Raw genomic sequence first — 18267 nt, forward strand, 5'->3', positions numbered from 1 at the left:
TGGATGAAATGAAAAACCAGCCTTGTTCCGCCATATCCGAAATGAATACACCTCTTACATCCCCAAGTCTTAAACGTGGCCTGGGGCTGTTGTCGACCTCTGTAGTACTGACGTTATTGTTGACGGGGTGCGCTTATCTCCCTCACAAGCCGTTGGTCGATGGTGCCACCACTGCCAGCCCGTCGTCACCGGCAATGGTGGTCGCTAACGGGTCAGTTTTTCAGACCGGACAGGCGATGAACTATGGCTATCAGCCCATGTTCGAAGATCGTAGACCGCGTAATGTAGGTGACACATTAACGATTGTGCTGCAAGAAAATGTCAGTGCCAGTAAAAGTTCCTCTGCCAATGCCAACCGTAACGGCTCAACCGGCATCTCATTCGATACCGTGCCTCATGCGTTGAACGGGTTATTTGGCGGTGATAAAGCCAATGCGGCTATCAGTGGCAGCAATGATTTCTCAGGTAAGGGCGGTGCCGCCGCGAGAAATACCTTTAGTGGAACCATCACTGTTACCGTGCAGCAACTGCTGGAAAACGGCAACCTCAAAGTGGTGGGCGAGAAGCAGATTGCCATCAATCAGGGGACTGAATTCATCCGTTTCTCTGGGGTGGTAAACCCCCGAACCATCAGTAGCAGCAACTCGGTCATTTCTACCCAAGTATCCGATGCGCGTATCGAATATGTCGGTAATGGATACATCAACGAAGCGCAACAGATGGGTTGGTTGCAACGTCTGTTCCTCAACCTTTCTCCTTATTAATGAACAGCTAATGAAAACTTCATTTCTCACATTATGTTTGAGCCTATTTTGTACGGGCTTGATTGTTTGGATGCCACACAACGCTCAGGCAGAGCGCATTCGCGATTTAACGTCTATTCAGGGGATTCGAAGCAATTCTCTGATGGGCTACGGGCTGGTGGTTGGACTGGATGGCACCGGGGATCAGACCATGCAAACGCCGTTCACCACACAAAGCCTGAATAACATGTTGTCCCAGTTAGGGATCACGGTACCTGCCGGTACCAATATGCAGCTAAAGAATGTGGCGGCGGTGATGGTCACTACCGATTTGCCTCCGTTTGCCCGGCCAGGTGAGAAAATCGACGTTGTTGTCTCTTCGCTGGGGAATGCGAAGAGCCTACGCGGCGGTACCTTACTGATGACGCCGATGAAAGGGGTGGATAACCAAATTTATGCGCTGGCTCAGGGGAACTTGCTGGTATCTGGCGCAGGTGCGCAAAGTGGCGGTAGCCGGGTGCAAGTGAATCAGCTAAACGGAGCGCGGATCAGTGGTGGTGCGACTGTTGAACGCGAAGTGCCGGTTAGTTTTGCTAACGAGAGCATCCTGAGATTACAGCTTAACGAAGAGGATTTTTCTGTTGCTCAGCAAATGAGTGATGAGATAAACCGGCGTTTCAGCGGGGCCGCCATTGCTGAAGACTCTCGTACCATCAAGCTGTTCACGCCCACGGACAGTGCGGCAAAAGTGCGCTTTTTGGCCGCAGTACAAGATATTCCGGTTCGAATTGGGGTGATGGACGCCAAAGTGATTGTTAACTCCCGCACCGGTTCTGTGGTGATGAACCGCTATGTTTCTCTGGATGCTTGCGCCGTGGCGCAGGGGGATTTAACCGTGGAAGTCTCCCAGACCAATGAGGTCAGTCAGCCAGACACCCCATTGGCCGGTGGACAAACTGTCGTGACACCAAACACGCAGATATCAATTCGTGAGCAAAATGGTCATCTGCAACGCGTGAATACCAGTGCGGATCTGAATAGCGTAGTGCGAGCGCTTAATAGCCTGGGCGCAACACCAAATGATCTGATGTCGATCCTGCAATCAATGAAAAGTGCCGGTTGCCTGCGCGCCAAACTGGAGACTAACTGATGAGCAGTTCAGCACTCTCTTCAGGGGCGGCGTTTGATGTTCGCAGCTTGGATGCTCTGAAACGCGAGGTAAAAAGCAACTCTTCGGAAGGAATAAAAGAAGCGGCGAAGCAAATGGAGGGCATGTTTATTCAGATGATGCTCAAAAGTATGCGAGATGCTTCTTTTAAAGATGGTCTGCTACATAGTCAGGCATCGGATATGTTTACCTCGATGTACGATCAACAGATATCACAAAATATTGCCGATCAAAGTAAGATGGGATTTGCTGACTTGATGGTTAAGCAAATGGGGGGGGAAACGACAGCGGTACATAATACGCCCGGCGCCTCCCCGGCTCCTTATAGCCTGAACCTGGATTTACTCAAGCGGCAATATGCAGCGCCATCGCCACCGGCTCAGTCGCAAGATGAAGGTGAAGCGATACGCTATACGGGTAAAGGCGAGAAAAATACCAGTTTTATTTCCCGCATGTTAGGCCCAGCTATTGCCGCAGCACAAAAAAGCGGGATTCCTCACCAGCTTATTATTGCTCAGGCAGCACTTGAATCTGGTTGGGGAAATAAGGAAATTGCAACAACAAGTGGTAAACCTAGTCATAACTTATTTGGCATAAAAGCGACGCCGGATTGGAAAGGGGATACCACGGAAATAATGACAACAGAATATATAAATGGCGCGCCACAAAAGGTGAAAGCGGCATTTAGAGTATATCCATCTTATTCTGAAGCTCTGTCAGATTATACCTCGCTGTTAATGAATAATCCCCGTTATCAAAATGTTGCACAATCTGCTTCACCAGAACATGCTGCTCGGGCATTACAGTCTGGGGGATATGCCACCGATCCAAGTTATGCCAAGAAATTAATAAGTATCATTCAGCAAGTGAAAGGGAATATTGATCAGGGCCTGAATGCCTATAAAACCGATCTTTCTTCATTATTTTAGCAAATGAAGGTTTAGTTTATTTTTGAACAACCGATAGATTATATAGGTGCGAATTTTCCTACGGAATAATCCTGGTGAAACTCGCTAAAGAATTTGCAGAGAATACAATGTCGGTGATTTATGAATCTTATTAATTTGGCCCAGAGTGGGCTTAGTTCAGCACAAGCGGCACTTAATGTCGTCGGCAATAACTTGAATAATGCTGTAACAGTAGGGTATAGCCGACAAAGTATTATGCTAGGCCAGGCCGGTGGCAAAACCACGAATGCTGGCTTCTTTGGCTATGGTGTTCAGGTTGACGGTGTTCGGCGTGCTTATGATGGATTTATCAATAATCAATTACGAAGCGCGACCACAGAATTTTCTGCATTAAATGGGCGTTACCAGCAGCTTAGCCAAATTGATAACATGCTGGGAGATGATACGAATAATATCTCAGTCACCATGAATAATATCTTTGGCGCGCTGGAGAAAGTGAGTAGTGACCCGGTAAGCCAGGCTGCCCGCCAAGGCGTATTATCCCAATTCAAAGCCATTTCTTATCAGTTTAATAGCAATAGCAATACTCTTAACGGATTGGAAAAAAGCACCAATACGCAGATTAGCCAAAGTGTATCTGACATCAATGCCGGGGCAAAACAGCTCGCAAAACTGAATGAAGAGATTGCTAAGATCTACGGTCAGACTGGTGAGCTACCCGCTGATTTACTTGACCAGCGTGATTTAGTGTTGGAGCAAATCAGTGCGCAGGTGGGGATTCGGGTCAATGAGAATCCAACCACTGGCCGGGTTGATGTCACTATGGCGAATGGCATGCCATTGGTTAATGGTGATCGCTCTTATCAGCTTGAAGCATCAGCTTCGCCAGAAGACCCATCTAAAACTATCGTCTCATATGTAGATGCATCGGGTAATAAGATGCAACTGGACGAGGAGCAAATGAGCTCCGGCAGATTGGGTGGGTTGTTTAAATTCCGTAATGAGGACTTAGTTGATGCCCGCAACCAGTTAAACCAACTGGCATTGCAGATGGCCAATAAATTCAACGAGGTTAATGCGGCAGGTTTTGATCGCGAAGGGCTGCCGGGCGGAGATCTCTTTAATATTGCTGACCCTGTTGCCATTGCGAACCGAAATAATACCAGTGATTCCACATTAGACGTCAGCTTTACCGATATCAGTCAGGTGAAGGCTGAGGACTATACCTTAACCTATAAAGGCCCCGGCGCGAATGATTGGGAAGTACAAACCAGCGCTGGCAGAACGATTACGCCAACTATTGGTGCCAATGGTGAATTAGAGTTTGATGGTATTTCCATTATGCCTCAGGGAACACCAGAACCTAATGATAGCTTTGTTTTAAACCCGGTAGCGGGTGTCGCAGGGTCACTTAGCGTTGCTATTACTGATGTGGATAAAATAGCGGCCTCAAGTTCATCCGATCCTGATGAGCAAAGTAATAACGAAAATATCAAAGATATGATTGCCATCAAAAGTGAAAACTTGGTTGGCAATGCAACTTTGACCGAGGCTTATGCCAGTTTGGTGAGTTCAGTTGGTTCATCAATGACGGCACTTAAAGCAGATGCGGCAACGACAGGGAAAGTTTTAGACGCTGTTATTCTTCAGCAGCAATCCGTTTCTGGCGTTGACCTGAATGAGGAATACATGAATTTACAACTGTATACCCAATATTATCAGGCGAATGCGCAAGTGCTCCAGACGGCGACAACGCTCTTCGACACACTATTGAGTATTAGGTAGCCCCTCATTGTTTACTGCGGCACGAGTAGTTTGATAATAGATTAAGGAAATTTCGATGCGTCTTAGCACCCAGTATATGTATCAGCATAATATCGATAGTTTGTCGAAGGCGATGACAAGCGGCAATGATATTTATATGCGCTTATCCGCCCAGCGAAATTTATTGACGCCTTCTGATGATCCCGCTGGGGCTTCTCAGGCTGTCATTTATCAAAATGCGCTGTCAAATATGAATCAATTCGATACCGCTCGTCTTTATGCTAAAGATGCGTTGCAACTCGAAGATAATGTTCTCACTTCTTTGGGCAATATTTTAACCAAAAATTTGAGTGAAAAAATTGTTGCGGGTGGCAACGGTGTCCATTCTGATGCTGACCGGCAGGCGCTGGCGACAGAATTACAGGGCATTCGCGATAACATGTTGGATTTGGCTAACAGTACCAACAGTAGCGGCCGCTTTATTTTTGCCGGCTTTAATACCGGAACCCGGCCTTTCCTGCCAGATGGTTCCTATGTCGGTGGTGACTCACCCATGACCCAAATTGTGGCTGATAGCACTGAAATGCAAGTCGGGCATACCGGGCGTGACGTCTTTATGAGTGGGTCTGCTGACGATCTGTTTGTTCAGTTAGATAAAGCCATCGCGGCATTGAATACACCTGTAGACACTGATGCTGATCGTGAAGCGCTGCAACAAACTCTGGATAGCGTCAATATTTCTATCAAGAAAGGGATTGATAATCTCGGTAAGGTGCAGGCACAAGTGGGGACCAGTCTCCAACAAATAGATTCTCTTGATCTTAGCTCGGCGACACAAAAAATTAATCTGGAGTCACGGCTGCAAGAAACCGTGGGTTCAGATTACGATTCAATTATTACACTAATATCCCAATCTAAAATGACTGAATTCGCTCTTAGCTCTTCCTTTATGGTATTTCAGAGCATGCAAAAAATGTCGATATTTAATATGTGATATTAATTTTCAAAACTTTACATTGTTAAAATTATTGTTCTTATTATTTAACTTATTTGTGAAGGTTATTGTTGTAATAATTTACTGATTCTTTATCTCTGCGAAATGTCAGCAGCAGTTATCTGTTGTGATTAAGGTTAATCATGTTTAAAAAATTGAAAATATCGACAGGTATTACTTGTATTCTTAGTGTCTTCGTTGTGTTCTTGATGCTGGTAACGGCATACAGTTTGCTGAATTCTATTTCGAGTAAAGATAACTTTAATCGTACTTTTATCGCAGCAGATAATATGAACGGTATGCGTGACTCTGTTTTTAACCTTTATAGTGGGTTAGCGCATGTTAATGCCTTGATGCTACAAACAAATCTTAACCGAGTTGTTGAGCCAGCATCGATTGAGAATGCTAAAAGTATTCTCGCCAGATCCAAAGAGGCAATGGCGACATTTATGTCAACGCCGTTTAATTCGTCTGAAACTGAACATGCCGCTGCCGAGTTGAATCAACAGTTTGCGAAAGTATTAAATTTCTCAATTGAAAAACTGAATTACATTGCCAATCCCAGCAGTATGCCGGACACCCTGGATAGCGAAATGCATGAACGCGTTGTCCTACGAGAGAAAATAGATATTTTTGAAGTTGCTGCCAATAAACTGAACAACCAATTTACCAATCAGGCAGAAGAAGATTACCACGAGATGATCTTCATGGCGGTAGTGGTGCCGATCACCTCAATTATCTTATTGCTGCTGGTTCGTCTTTGGTTAAAGCGCGCCCTGGTTATGCGCATGGTACAAACGTCGCAATCTATCAAAAAGATCGCCAGTGGCGATTTGAGTGAAGCTATTGATGTTGGGGACGAAAATGAACTCGGCCTGATGTTAATTGAACTGGAAAAAATGCGTGTATCGCTGACTGGCACTGTTGCGGGTATCCGTGATGGCGTGACCCGTATTTATAGCAATGCGCAGGAAATAGCACAGGGTAATACTGACCTGTCAGCACGAACAGAAGAACAAGCCTCGGCATTGCAGCAAACTGCAGCCAGCATGGAAGAGTTAAAAACAACGGTGCGCCAGAATGCCGATAATGCCCATACCGCACGTCAGTTAGCAGAAAGCGCCAGTCTTAATGCGGGTAATGGCGGCAATGTCATGACTAACCTCGAAAATATTATGCAGCAAATCACCCAGAGTTCGCGTCAGATTGCTGATATCAACAGTGTCATCGACAGTATCGCAAATCAGACGAATATTCTGGCGTTGAATGCAGCAGTTGAAGCTGCCAGAGCGGGTGAGCAAGGTCGCGGGTTTGCCGTTGTCGCAGAAGAAGTTCGCAATCTGGCGAAACGCAGTGCTGATGCAGCCAAAGAAATTAACCAGCTCATCACCACCAGCGTATCCAATATCAGCACCGGTTCTCAGCAGGTTGATCAGGCGGGAATGGTGATGAAGGATATTGTGAATTCTGTAACTCAAGTAACTGATATTATGGGTGAAATAACCTCAGCCTCTGATGAGCAAAGCGCCGGTATTAATCAGATTGCTCAAGCCGTAAATGAGATGGACCAGGTGACGCAACAAAATGCTGCGATGGTTGAAGAGGCCGCAATGGCAGCCAATAATCTGGAAGTGCAGTCAGAAGCGCTGGATGGCATTGTGTCTAAATTTATTATCCACCAATCTACCGCTGAAAAACGAGTGGAACGGGAACGCGAAACAAAGGCCCCACGTTTTAGTTCTACATCCACTAAAAATGAACCTGAAATGAACAAAAATACAGCGGAAGGGCAGTGGGAAACCTTCTAAATGAGACGGTAGTTTCATTTAGCGGTGTTAATCAGTATCGCAGGTGATAATTTCATTAATGTTGGATATTGCGCGATAAAGACAAAATTTAAGTTCCGGATTGCGCAATATTGTATCGCCTTATCAGGCTATTTGATCTCAGATTTATCCTTAATAATATCGTACGTTTTTTGTAGGCTGGATAATGTAATTGTGAATGGTATTTATACCCATGATGGTGTCGTGCAGAAGGAAGAGTTGTGGCCCAAATATGGTTTTTTGGTTCGGCATGAAGCTCTACGTTTACAGGCTCGTTTACCCGCCAGTGTAGAGCTTGATGATCTTATTCAAGCTGGGGCCATAGGGCTACTGACTACGATCGACCATTTTGACCCTAAGAAGGGAATAGGATTAAGCACTTACATTACTCAGCGCATTCGCTGGGCGATGTTAGATGAACTGCGGGAGCGTGATTGGGTGCCGCGCCGGGTTCGTAGTAATGGACGTGAAATTGCTGCCACTATTCAACGTATAGAACAAGAAAGTGGTCAGGTAGCAACCGAAGCTGAAGTTGCTGCAAGTATGGGGGTGACGTTACGTGAATATCAACAAATGTTGGCTGACACTAACACCAGTCAGCTCTATTCTCTGGATGAATTACAAGAGGAATTCTCAGACAGTGTAGAGCAGCCAGATATTCAGAATGAAATGTTGAATCCCTTGCATGAAATAATGAAAGGAAATTTAACTAAGCAAATTAGTCGAGAAATAAAAGCACTGCCAGAAAGAGAACAACTTCTTTTGAATCTCTATTATCAACAAGAGTTGAATATGAAAGAAATAAGTGTGCTTTTAGATATTACGGAAACGAGAGTTAGTCAGCTACATAGTCAGGCAATTAAACGATTGCGCGCAAGATTAGATGCTCTAAGTCAATGAATTTATAATGATATAATATTTTTATTGATTTAAATCATTATTAAACCAAGAACAGAGTTTAATAAAAAGGCTTGGTTTAATTAGGGGTTTATTTCAATGAAATATTCATTTGTTAGAGTGCATGATAATTAAAAGTTGAGCTTGCCGAATAAAGTGGTTATTATATTGAAACAGTGTTCCTCTCACCGTCTTTTGCTTTGAAATATTAGGTACGATGAACGGTCTCTGCTTTTTGGCATATTAATGTATTGAGTCTGACGAGGGTCTGGTAGAGCAATATTTGATTTCAACATGATAAATGAGCGTGGCGATACAGAGTCATGTTTTACTTTCATGATGTATATAACCAATAAGGCGATAAAGATTATCCTATTGTTAAAAAGATTATATCTAACGTGATCGATACTCTAACTGTAGGTTTAATTTATTTATCAAATTTCAGCAGATTAATTAACATTCATTCATGCTGTCGGTGAAATGAATATGGTAACCGAAAATGATTTTAGGAAGTAATGTAGGAGCTGTCGATCAGCAGTTACAGAGAATCCATGACATCAATTTGTCCTATTTGTTATTGGCTCAACAATTAATTAGAGAAGATAAATTTGCGGCGGGCTTTCGCCTGGGATTGACGGAAGCGACTATTGATACGCTAAAAGAATTGTCACTCCCTCAGTTGATAAAACTGGCATCAACCAACCAGTTGATTTGTCGTCTTCGTGTTGATAACGAAATTGTTATTGATAACTTGACTAAAGACTCTCGTATTGAGGCTTTGCAGCAGATCCATACGGGCATCATTTTGTCCACCAATCTGCTTAATTCGCTTTCTGAGCAAAGCATCACACCAACTTAACGGGGTTAGTGATTATGACTGAAAAAAGTATATTGCAGGAAATTAAAGAAGTACAAATTGCAATGGAGCTAATTTCTTTTGGTGCTCGTATGCAAATGTTGGAAAGCGAAACGAGTTTGAGCCGTAGAAGATTATTACGCTTGTACAAAGAGCTCAGAGGATGCCCGCCGCCTAAAGGAATGCTACCTTTCTCAGAAGACTGGTTTATGGCATGGGAACAAAATATTCACTCATCTATGTTTTATAATATCCATCTTTATCTGCAAAAGACTGAGCCTTGTAGACCTATAGAAGCAACTGTAAAAGCCTATCGATTATATCTGGAACAATGCCCACCTCAACCAGGTGAAAAGCAAGTTCTTGGCTTAACTCGTGCGTGGACACTATTAAGATTCATCAATTGTGGAATTATAGAACATAAAGAGTGTTGTATTTGTGGTGGGGGATTTGTGGTAACGAGTGAACATTCAAAAAATCCTTTTACCTGTAGTTTATGCAGCCCACCTTCTCGTGCAATTAAGAAATGTAAAACGCCTGATTCACCAGAAGAGAACCCCCTTATCGTATAAACGATAAGTCGTTAAATAGATTTTAGTCATAAACAATAGTATCAATTTTATTTGGTACGGCTGCCCCGTTTCTAAAATTTATGACAACCAAGCATTTACAAGCATTTAGGTGTGGTTTGAGTATTTAATTATTAAGGAGTGTATGTGCTAGTCATTATTGGTTATTTGGTTGTCATTTTGACTGTTTTCGGTGGATTCAGTCTCGCGGGGGGGCAACTAGGTGCACTTTACCAACCAAGTGAGCTTTTGATTATTGGGGGCGCAGGAGTAGGGGCTTTTATTGTCGGTAATAATGGCAAATCAATAAAAGCCACATTGCAGTCACTGCCACATTTATTCAGAGGTTCGCACTATACCAAAGCGCTTTATATGGACGTTCTGGCAATGATGTATTTGCTGCTGACTAAAGGTCGGCAGAATGGCCTTATGACGCTGGAAAATGATATTGAAGACCCGCAGAACAGCGCTATCTTTACCGCTTATCCACGCTTGCTTGCAGATCGTGAATTAATGACGTTTATCATTGATTATTTACGCCTAATGATAAGTGGCAGCATGAATGCTTTCGAAATAGAAGCATTAATGGATGAGGAAATTGAAACCTGTGAGCATGAACATGAAGTGCCCGCTAATAGCTTAAATGCTATCGGTGATGCCTTACCTGCTTTTGGTATTGTTGCCGCAGTGATGGGGGTGGTGAATGCATTGGCTTCCGCAGATCGCCCGGCTGCTGAATTAGGTGAGCTGATTGCTCACGCCATGGTGGGAACCTTCCTGGGTATTTTGCTGGCTTATGGATTTATCTTGCCACTGGCAACGTTGCTACGCCAAAAGAGCAGTGAGCAGCTCAAAATGCTGCAATGTATTCGCGTTACCTTGTTGTCGAGTATGAATGGCTATGCACCTCAGATCGCGGTTGAATTCGGTCGTAAAACACTCTTCTCCTCTGAGCGTCCAACCTTTGTTGAACTGGAAGAACATGTCAGAGAGGTGAAATCCTCGGCAAACAGCAGCGCAACGGATAGCCCGTCATGAGTAACCAGCGGCAACCTGTAATTATCGTTCGTAAACGCAAGCGACATAAACACGGCCACCACGGTGGCTCCTGGAAGATTGCTTATGCGGATTTTATGACTGCGATGATGGCTTTCTTTCTGGTGATGTGGCTGCTCTCTTCTTCCACGCCTCTGCAACGTGAGCAAATTGCGGACTACTTTAAAATGCCACTGAAATTATCAGTGGCACAAGGTGATAAAAACAGTTTAAGCAGCAGCCCGATTCCAGGTGGCGGCGATGATTATACCCAGCAAGATGGGGAAGTTCTCAAGCAGACGTTGAATAAGCTGGATAAGCAAAAGAGTACGGTCAATTTAAAGCGTGCTCACCAGAAACTCGAAAGTTTGATCAATAACGATCCTCGTTTAAGTCATTTCCAATCGAATCTTCGACTTTCCCTCACCGATGACGGGCTGCTTATTCAGATAATTGATAGCCAAGAGCGGCCGATGTTTAAAGTGGGTAGCAAGGAGCTGGAGCCTTATATGCAGGGCATTCTCCAGGCATTGGTTCCGGTGCTTAATGATCTTCCCAACAGAATCAGTCTGACAGGCCATACAGATTCATTACCTTACGCCAGGGGTGAGGTGGGGTATAGCAACTGGGAGCTGTCATCTGACCGCGCCAATGCATCACGCCGTACCTTGGTCGCTGGAGGATTGGCGGATAATAAGTTCCTGCGCGTTATTGGCACAGCGGACATGATGAACCTGGAAAATATTAAACCGGATGACCCTATCAACCGGCGGATCAGTATTTTGGTCCTGAGCAAGGATAAGGAAAAGTCCATTTTGCAAGAAGATACAGTTTTGCAGAATGCGTCTGATAATCAAGGTAGTGAGAAAATAATAACAGAACTGAAAAAGATGTCGGCCAGTGAAATAGCACCAATTGAGGTGGCGCCGGCGGAAACAGTTCCTGCTAATTCTATACAGGAAAAGGTTGAACAAGATGGACGTGAGTGATTTTTACCAAACCTTTTTTGATGAAGCTGATGAATTACTGGCTGATATGGAAAGGCATCTTTTAGAGCTTGATTTCATTTCGCCGGATAAGGAAATGCTGAACGCGATATTTCGCGCTGCTCACTCGATAAAGGGGGGAGCGGGGACCTTTGGTTTTACGGTATTGCAAGAAACGACGCACATACTGGAAAACTTGCTGGATGACGCCCGGCGTGGGGAACTGACGCTAAATAGCAACATCATTAATCTGTTTCTGGAGAGTAAAGATATTATGCAAGATCAGCTTGATGCGTATAAATCCTCGCAGGAGCCTGACCAGGACAGTTTCCAATATATTTGTGATGCTTTGCGCCAAATTGCGCAAGAAGATAAACAAAATAGCGTAGCGGTAGTCGCTCAATCTGAGCGACAAGTCACGCCATTACCCGAGTCTTCTCAGTGTCAGCTTAGGGTATCGATAAGCGCGGTTCCTGCGGGCGATAAAGCGGTTTTACTCGAAGAGTTGGCCAATCTGGGTGAGGTAGTCAGCCAGCAACAAGAGGCTGATGTGTTACATGTCCAGTTACAGACCACGACATCTGCAGACGATATCCTCGCCGTATTATGTTTCATACTCGAACCGGAACAGATAACCATAAAGGCCTGTGAGCCAAAGCTCAACGCCGTGCTGGATGCACCAACAGCACCGGTTGACGCCATCGCGCCAATACGTGAAGAGCTTGCCAGAGGAGAGAATGAGCATCAGCATCAGCAAAAAACATCAGCCAATACTCCGGTAGCCAGGCCAAAACCTGCGGCAAAAGCGCCAGCTGCGGAGTCAGGTAGTCTTCGGGTTGCGGTAGAAAAAGTCGATCAGATTATTAATCAGGTCGGTGAACTGATCATTACTCAAGCCATGCTTTCCCAGCTTTCTGGTGTGCTGGACCCCGCCTTACATGACACCTTGATCAGCAGTATTGGTCAGATGGAGCGTAACGCGCGTGATTTGCAGGAATCAGTGATGTCCATCCGAATGATGCCGATGGAATATGTGTTTAGTCGCTTCCCGCGTTTGGTTCATGATCTGAGTGGCAAACTGGATAAAGAGGTTGAGCTGACGTTAAAAGGCGGATCAGCTGAACTTGATAAAAGTCTGATTGAACGAATTATTGATCCCCTGACTCACCTGGTTCGCAATAGTCTGGATCATGGCATTGAGTCTATTGACGCACGTTTGGCAAAAGGTAAACCCGCCAAAGGCAATTTGACGCTTTCGGCGGAGCATCATGGTGGCAGTATTGTTATCGAAGTGATTGATGACGGCGCAGGTTTAAATCGCGAAAAAATATTGGCACGCGCTCAATCTCAAGGGATTGCGATTAACGAAAACTGGAGTGATGAAGATATCTGGATGCTTATTTTTGCCGCCGGTTTCTCCACGGCAGAAAAAGTCACCGATGTTTCAGGACGCGGTGTGGGTATGGATGTGGTGCGCAGAAATATCCTGGCAATGGGCGGTCATGTTGAAATTTATTCCGAACAAGATAAAGGCACTACCATCCGCATTATTTTGCCACTCACATTGGCTATTTTAGATGGAATGTCGGTGCGTGTCGGCGATGAGATCTATGTTCTACCACTCGGAACTGTCATGGAGTCACTCAAGCCCTCCGAAAATGCACTGTTTCGGATGGCGGGCGATGAATTGATGTTACAAGTCCGGGGAGAATATATGCCCCTGGTTGAGTTGCATCAGATTTTCGATATTAAGAGCGATTTCACACTAGCCAATGACGGTATTGCCGTTATTTTGCAAAGTGCTGGCTGTCGCTATGCATTACTTGTCGATCAATTAATTGGTCAGCATCAGGTTGTGGTGAAGAACCTTGAACTTAATTACCGCAAAGTTCCGGGTATCTCAGCCGCGACAATTCTGGGTGATGGCAGCGTGGCATTAATTCTTGATGTGGTTGCGTTAGTCACTCTTTGCAAAAATAAAACCGCAGCAGAAAAACAACATTAATTTGTAGCGATTGAATGAGGTAATTTGATGAACTTCTCGGGAATAGAAAAACAATTTGGTGATCAAAATGTCGGTCAGGAGTATTTGGTCTTCACCTTAGGAAATGAGGAGTATGGCATTGAAATCCTCAAGGTTCAGGAAATTCGGGGCTATGACCGTGTAACCCGAATTGCTAATACACCTGACTTTATTACCGGGGTGACCAATCTTCGCGGTGTTATCGTTCCTATTATTGATCTTCGGGTTAAATTTCAACTGCCCTCTGCGGATATAAATGATAATACCGTCATTATTGTATTAAATCTGGCTAATCGTATTGTCGGTATTGTTGTTGACGGGGTATCAGATGTGCTGTCATTAAATGCTGAACAAATTAAACCTGCACCGGATTTTTCTACCACACTTTCAACCAAATACTTGCTAGGTTTAGGTACACTGAATGAACGTATGCTTATCCTGGTGGATATAGAGAAATTACTCAATAGCGAAGAGATGGAGATTGTTGAGCAAGTTGCTGAGGCTGTCTACGAGTAACATCATTTCAAAATGTGTGGCAAGGATAAAGTATCCGTAATATGTAACGGGCAAGGATACTACTAATATAAAAATAATGAAACACCAAGCATAATGGGTTTTAGTATCCATGGCATTTCTCTGTCTACCGTTGGATTTGTCAGAATACAGAAAATAATTTGTGAGGTGTTTTTATTAAAATAATAAGTTAAGAAGGATAATAATTTTGTTCCCATCTATCAGTGTTAAAAAGGTGGTGAAATTCCACCTTTACGTCATTGTGCTTTTCTTTATTATTCTGGCAGGGTTAAGTTTAAGAACCTCTGATATCTCGCGAGATAATTTTGATAACACCATTAAATTACACAACCGTTCTGCTTTGGTGAATAAGGCACTGTATAAACTGATGGAGACGCGTGGTGATGTTCTCTTTATGAAAACCGCGATGTTAACCAATCAGGTGCCAAATCAGCAAGTCATTAACTCTATCAATAACAATAATAAAGAGATCCGAAGCATTGTCTCGCAATGGATCAAAGAGCCAAAAATGGCAACCTATTCTCAGGAGTTGTCAGAAAGAACTGGAGCCATCTTTATCAAGGTTCTGGATAATTACATGGTTTATCTTGAAAACCTGCAACAAAATACCTCCGTTATTGATGATGCCGATGCGCTTATCGTGCAATTGGAAACCTTAATTGCCGAGTACTCGTCGATTGCTGATAATCTGATGCAAGAATTTGATGTTAAAGCAGACTATTTGCATTACACATTGGTAATTGCTCTGGTCATTATTACTGCACTCTATATCTTGCTCTACCTCTCATTTATTCGATATATCACTAAGAATATCCTCAATCGCCTTTCTGAAGCTGCGCAGATTTTTTCCGCCATCAGCAAAGGGCAACTTTCTCGCAAAGTGTCACAATGCGGAACTAATGAAATAGGAAAGTTATTTGCCGCGATTGAGAGTATGCGTTGTTCACTCGCGAAAACGATTGCGGACGTTAAAGAGATAGCCATTAATATCAAGCATAGCTCGGTTGAGATAGCCGAAGGTAATAATGATTTGTCTTCACGTACTGAAGAGCAAGCCAGTGCGTTGCAGGAAACTGCCGCCAGTATGGAACAAATTAAAACCACGGTTGAAAATAATACCTCCCATGCTCATGAAGCCAATAAACTGGCGACAGACACCAAAGCGATGGCCGATAGTGGCTCCGTTATCATGGTTGATGTGGTGCATTCGATGGATACCATTGCCAGCCATGCCAACCAAATTTCCAATATTATTAAAGTGATAGACGGTATTGCCGGTCAGACCAATATTCTGGCACTGAATGCTGCGGTGGAAGCGGCGCGCGCCGGTGAGCAAGGGCGTGGTTTTGCGGTAGTCGCAACCGAGGTGCGCAATCTGGCACAGCGCAGTTCTGATGCCGCGAAAGAGATCAGAAATCTGATTGAGCGCTCGGTGCTGGATACTCAGGCCGGTAGCAAACGTGTGGATAGCGCTAAAAATACCATGACGGAAATTGTGGCGATGGTGAGCAAGGTCAGCGACATTATGCAGGATATCACCCAGGCTTCTGAGGAGCAGACGATGGGGATCCGCCAGGTGGCGGTGGCGATTAATCAAATGGATGTGGTGACACAACAGAACTCGGCATTAGTTGAAGAGTCGGCGACCATCACCTCAGTGATGAATGAGCAGACGGCCATCATGGAAGAGATGATGTCAGTGTTTCAAATTGAGGAGTCGCGCGAACCGGCCTAAATCGAACCTGCGATAGATAACCATTGTTAGCCACATCAGGGAATAGTATTAGCGGCAGACTTTTCTGCCGCTTTTTATTATATCTATCCACTGCTGATTATTTACCTCTGCCAATCATTAATAGTTCTGGCTGCTAACTTCTAGCACTTCACTTATATCTACCAATAATTCCTGGGTGGTTTGCAGCATTAAGCGGTTGGCGTTGGTGAGAGAATAGTCAGCGCGGGTGAAAGTGTCACTTTCATTTCAATCTTATTATCAAGCAAGAACTGGAATGCTGCGCATTCACTATTTAATATTAGCTCGATACAGGGTTCTTCACCGGTATAGCGATTGACGATAGTTTTGATATCTTCTTTAATCTCGGTCATGACATCATAAAGCAAGGCTTTGCTTTCATCTGTTATTTCCTTCATTAGACTTCCTCTTTGATTGTTAAATATAGTTGCCTGTTTCGTTTTGGATAAAACGATATTGTCTTTCCCTACCGAGATAGGGGGTGGGTGACATAAGTCACTGCTGCTTATTTTATCAATAGCGAGAGTTTGGCCGCCAGACTGTATTTATCTTTGATGTAAATAGACCGATGGTTGTTTTAATACCTTAGTCATAAAAATGGATTAATATCATTTTACAGCATCTGCGTGTAAAAATTATACATTTAATAGCGAGGGTTATACAGTATTATTAATAAATAATAGGCAAGTCGCATGGCGTTATGAAATAGAGTAAGAGATTAGCTTGATGGTCACCGACAAAATAAAAATCCCCCCAGCCGATAAAGGTTGGGGGGATTAAAAGGTTCACTACATACACAGAACCTGGAGGGTATTAAGGCTAATTAGCGCAGCAGAGACAGTACGTTCTGTGGTACCTGGTTCGCCTGAGCCAACACGGTGATACCGGCTGATTGCAGGATGTTTGCACGGCTCATGTTAGACACTTCAGAAGCGAAGTCGGCATCCAGAATACGTGAACGGGATTCAGTCAGGTTGTTGACTGTGCTGTTCAGGTTGCTGATAACCGAGTCAAAACGGTTCTGCGAAGCACCCAGGCTGGAACGCAGTTTATCAACCATAGCTAATGCGTCATCAACCGTACCCAACTGACCAGCTGCACCATTTATTTGCTCCAGTTGCGTGTCAGATGCTGCGCCACCCAATGTAAATGCGACTTCGGCTGGATCACCTGCACCTGTATCTTCAGCAGTGAAAGCAGCAGTTAAGACATTGCTGACTTCAGTGCCATCAGCCTTTTTACCGATAGCCACAAATGAGGTCGTGCCATCCTCGGCAGTAATCATATGCACTTTACCGGAGCCACCAGCGCCAAATGCTTCAGTTTCCATAGCGGTAATGTCTGCAGCGGTTAGTACGACATCAACGTCGTCACCACTGTCTGTACCGCTTAGCGTCATACCGGCAGCGACTTGTTTCACCGTCACGACCTCAGCGCCTTCCCCGCCGACAACTGCAAAATCCAGCATCCCCAGCGTTTCAGCATTCATCTGGCTCAGGTTGATATCAATGGTCTGGCCATCGTTAGAACCCACCTGAATGCTCAACGTCTGCTCTTTGCTCAGTACTTTTACGCCGTTAAACTCGGTCTGTTCAGAGATACGGTTGATCTCTGCCAGACGTGCGTCGATCTCATCCTGAATCGACTGACGGTCAGATTCGGAGTTAGTGCCATTCTGCGCCTGCACGGTCAAGCGACGGATATTCTGCAAGTTATCATTAACTTCGTTCAGAGCACCTTCAGTGGTCTGCGCAATGGAGATACCGTCATTGGCGTTACGTGAAGCCTGAGTCAGGCCGGTGATGTTCGCGGTGAAGCGGTTGCTGATTGCCTGACCAGCGGCATCATCTTTAGCGCTGTTAATACGAACACCTGAAGACAGACGCTCAATTGCAGTACCCAGTGCAGACTGAGATTTATTCAGGTTATTCTGCGCTACCAGGCTCAGGGAGTTGGTATTAATGACTTGTGCCATGAAATTTCTTCCTCATGTATTGATGGATAATAATGCAATCACTTTGCAATATGTAATGCGTATTTCGTTCGCATATTAAATACATCGGCATGAAAAAAATTCTCTAAATTAAATTTTATAATTTTTTTATTTTAAAAGTTGAGGTGAGAAAACCCTTATGCATATTTTATGCAGTGAGTTAATCAATAACTAATTAAAAATTAATAGCTATCAATTGAAATGCATACAAGTTTGTC

The 18267-nt window shown here is 44.2% G+C and carries 16 protein-coding genes; 14 read left to right on the forward strand and 2 right to left on the reverse strand.

Features of this window, described 5'->3' with window-relative positions; all coding sequences use genetic code 11:
* Positions 1-41 precede the first annotated feature (41 nt).
* The 14 genes from HU019_RS12485 (at position 42) to HU019_RS12550 (ending at position 16038) form a co-directional block, all read left to right on the forward strand.
* Positions 42-764 (forward strand): flagellar basal body L-ring protein FlgH, encoded by a 723-nt coding sequence (locus HU019_RS12485; protein WP_077174605.1) that lies wholly within the window; start codon positions 42-44, stop codon positions 762-764.
* A 70-nt stretch (positions 765-834) separates the two neighbouring features.
* Positions 835-1893 (forward strand): flagellar basal body P-ring protein FlgI, encoded by a 1059-nt coding sequence (locus HU019_RS12490; protein WP_235921110.1) that lies wholly within the window; start codon positions 835-837, stop codon positions 1891-1893.
* Positions 1893-2840, forward strand: coding sequence for a flagellar assembly peptidoglycan hydrolase FlgJ (flgJ, locus tag HU019_RS12495; protein ID WP_174848063.1), 948 nt, complete (start codon positions 1893-1895; stop codon positions 2838-2840). The genes HU019_RS12490 and flgJ overlap by 1 nt, the downstream gene beginning before the upstream one ends.
* Positions 2841-2960: 120 nt before the next feature.
* Positions 2961-4604: a flagellar hook-associated protein FlgK gene (gene flgK / locus HU019_RS12500; protein WP_174848062.1), complete on the forward strand. Its 1644-nt coding sequence runs from the start codon at positions 2961-2963 to the stop codon at positions 4602-4604.
* A gap of 55 nt (positions 4605-4659) precedes the next feature.
* Positions 4660-5577: a flagellar hook-associated protein FlgL gene (gene flgL / locus HU019_RS12505; RefSeq protein ID WP_174848061.1), complete on the forward strand. Its 918-nt coding sequence runs from the start codon at positions 4660-4662 to the stop codon at positions 5575-5577.
* Positions 5578-5720: 143 nt separating this feature from the next.
* Entirely contained in the window at positions 5721-7385 is a 1665-nt protein-coding gene (locus tag HU019_RS12510; protein ID WP_174848060.1) for a methyl-accepting chemotaxis protein, read from the forward strand.
* Positions 7386-7577: 192 nt separating this feature from the next.
* Positions 7578-8303 carry an RNA polymerase sigma factor FliA gene (locus HU019_RS12515; protein WP_174848059.1) on the forward strand — a complete coding sequence of 242 codons (726 nt, stop codon included), beginning with the start codon at positions 7578-7580 and terminating at the stop codon, positions 8301-8303.
* A gap of 496 nt (positions 8304-8799) precedes the next feature.
* On the forward strand, positions 8800-9159 hold the full coding sequence (flhD, locus tag HU019_RS12520) for a flagellar transcriptional regulator FlhD (protein ID WP_077174444.1): 360 nt from the start codon (positions 8800-8802) through the stop codon (positions 9157-9159).
* A 14-nt stretch (positions 9160-9173) separates the two neighbouring features.
* The gene (flhC, locus tag HU019_RS12525) at positions 9174-9728 is read left to right on the forward strand and encodes a flagellar transcriptional regulator FlhC (protein ID WP_077174443.1); all 555 of its coding nucleotides are present in this window, start codon (positions 9174-9176) and stop codon (positions 9726-9728) included.
* A 144-nt stretch (positions 9729-9872) separates the two neighbouring features.
* Positions 9873-10763, forward strand: a complete 891-nt coding sequence (gene motA, locus HU019_RS12530) for a flagellar motor stator protein MotA (protein WP_174848058.1) — start codon at positions 9873-9875, stop codon at positions 10761-10763.
* Positions 10760-11749 carry a flagellar motor protein MotB gene (gene motB / locus HU019_RS12535; RefSeq protein WP_174848057.1) on the forward strand — a complete coding sequence of 330 codons (990 nt, stop codon included), beginning with the start codon at positions 10760-10762 and terminating at the stop codon, positions 11747-11749. The genes motA and motB overlap by 4 nt, the downstream gene beginning before the upstream one ends.
* Positions 11736-13751 carry a chemotaxis protein CheA gene (gene cheA / locus HU019_RS12540; protein ID WP_174848056.1) on the forward strand — a complete coding sequence of 672 codons (2016 nt, stop codon included), beginning with the start codon at positions 11736-11738 and terminating at the stop codon, positions 13749-13751. Before motB ends, cheA begins: the two co-directional genes overlap by 14 nt.
* Positions 13752-13778: 27 nt before the next feature.
* Positions 13779-14285 carry a chemotaxis protein CheW gene (gene cheW / locus HU019_RS12545; protein WP_077174439.1) on the forward strand — a complete coding sequence of 169 codons (507 nt, stop codon included), beginning with the start codon at positions 13779-13781 and terminating at the stop codon, positions 14283-14285.
* Positions 14286-14490: 205 nt separating this feature from the next.
* Positions 14491-16038, forward strand: a complete 1548-nt coding sequence (locus HU019_RS12550; RefSeq protein ID WP_174848055.1) for a methyl-accepting chemotaxis protein — start codon at positions 14491-14493, stop codon at positions 16036-16038.
* 188 nt (positions 16039-16226) lie between these two features.
* Here the strand turns inward: HU019_RS12550 and HU019_RS12555 are convergent, their stop codons facing one another.
* Positions 16227-16454, reverse strand: coding sequence for a hypothetical protein (locus HU019_RS12555; protein WP_076707241.1), 228 nt, complete (start codon positions 16452-16454; stop codon positions 16227-16229).
* A gap of 425 nt (positions 16455-16879) precedes the next feature.
* Entirely contained in the window at positions 16880-18031 is a 1152-nt protein-coding gene (locus tag HU019_RS12560; protein ID WP_174848054.1) for a FliC/FljB family flagellin, read from the reverse strand.
* Between the last annotated feature and the right edge of the window lie 236 nt (positions 18032-18267).

Origin of the sequence: Yersinia artesiana (assembly GCF_902726545.1) — a bacterium.
Taxonomy (GTDB): domain Bacteria; phylum Pseudomonadota; class Gammaproteobacteria; order Enterobacterales; family Enterobacteriaceae; genus Yersinia; species Yersinia artesiana.

Coding starts and splice junctions, on each gene's coding strand:
- HU019_RS12485 (WP_077174605.1), top strand. CDS start 42: ATGAATACACCTCTTACATCCCCAAGTCTTAAACGTGGCCTGGGGCTG.
- HU019_RS12490 (WP_235921110.1), top strand. CDS start 835: ATGCCACACAACGCTCAGGCAGAGCGCATTCGCGATTTAACGTCTATT.
- flgJ (WP_174848063.1), top strand. CDS start 1,893: ATGAGCAGTTCAGCACTCTCTTCAGGGGCGGCGTTTGATGTTCGCAGC.
- flgK (WP_174848062.1), top strand. CDS start 2,961: ATGAATCTTATTAATTTGGCCCAGAGTGGGCTTAGTTCAGCACAAGCG.
- flgL (WP_174848061.1), top strand. CDS start 4,660: ATGCGTCTTAGCACCCAGTATATGTATCAGCATAATATCGATAGTTTG.
- HU019_RS12510 (WP_174848060.1), top strand. CDS start 5,721: ATGTTTAAAAAATTGAAAATATCGACAGGTATTACTTGTATTCTTAGT.
- flhD (WP_077174444.1), top strand. CDS start 8,800: ATGATTTTAGGAAGTAATGTAGGAGCTGTCGATCAGCAGTTACAGAGA.
- flhC (WP_077174443.1), top strand. CDS start 9,174: ATGACTGAAAAAAGTATATTGCAGGAAATTAAAGAAGTACAAATTGCA.
- motB (WP_174848057.1), top strand. CDS start 10,760: ATGAGTAACCAGCGGCAACCTGTAATTATCGTTCGTAAACGCAAGCGA.
- cheA (WP_174848056.1), top strand. CDS start 11,736: ATGGACGTGAGTGATTTTTACCAAACCTTTTTTGATGAAGCTGATGAA.
- cheW (WP_077174439.1), top strand. CDS start 13,779: ATGAACTTCTCGGGAATAGAAAAACAATTTGGTGATCAAAATGTCGGT.
- HU019_RS12555 (WP_076707241.1), bottom strand. CDS start 16,454: ATGAAGGAAATAACAGATGAAAGCAAAGCCTTGCTTTATGATGTCATG.
- HU019_RS12560 (WP_174848054.1), bottom strand. CDS start 18,031: ATGGCACAAGTCATTAATACCAACTCCCTGAGCCTGGTAGCGCAGAAT.